The sequence below is a fragment of the Pedobacter sp. 05L430 genome, assembly GCF_056397585.1.
The window spans coordinates 1-452 of the sequence record NZ_JBFTNT010000637.1 but is presented as its reverse complement, the minus strand read 5'-3'; the positions used below and the strand labels follow the sequence as shown (position 1 = coordinate 452).

At 36.3% G+C, this 452-nt stretch carries 1 protein-coding gene; it reads left to right on the top strand.

Features of this window, described 5'->3' with window-relative positions; genetic code table 11:
* Window positions 1-452 (top strand): hypothetical protein (locus AC1DG9_RS27740; protein ID WP_477635792.1); only part of this gene is annotated, 452 nt, incomplete at both ends.

Sequence of the window (452 nt, the reverse complement as noted above, 5' to 3'; positions counted from 1 at the left end):
GCAATAATAAATGGTAAAGCGTGGCCAGATTTAGAGCAAATTTTCTATCTGCAAGGCCCCTATTTAATAGAAAGGAACTATAACATTACATGGTCTGGATTAGATAGCACTTCAGGTAAGGTAATTTCCTATGCTCCGGACGATGCCAGGTATAAAACTTTGACTGGATACTCTGTGACGGATATGTCTAAAAAAATCGTCTTACAATACGATACGGCATCCGCTAAACCAAGTATTCTTGCCAGGTTTCCTTTATCAGAAAAAAAGGATGGTTACCTATTCTTGACAGAGTTGAAAGAATTACAGAACAATCTTGAAGACTTTGTGTATACAGGGGATACCACAATTGAACATATTCATCTTAAGATATTAACAGATAGCATTCCCAGTATACAGGAAAATGGAGTTACCATAGAAAAAATGGTCGCGTATTTAAACCCTAACATTAAGAA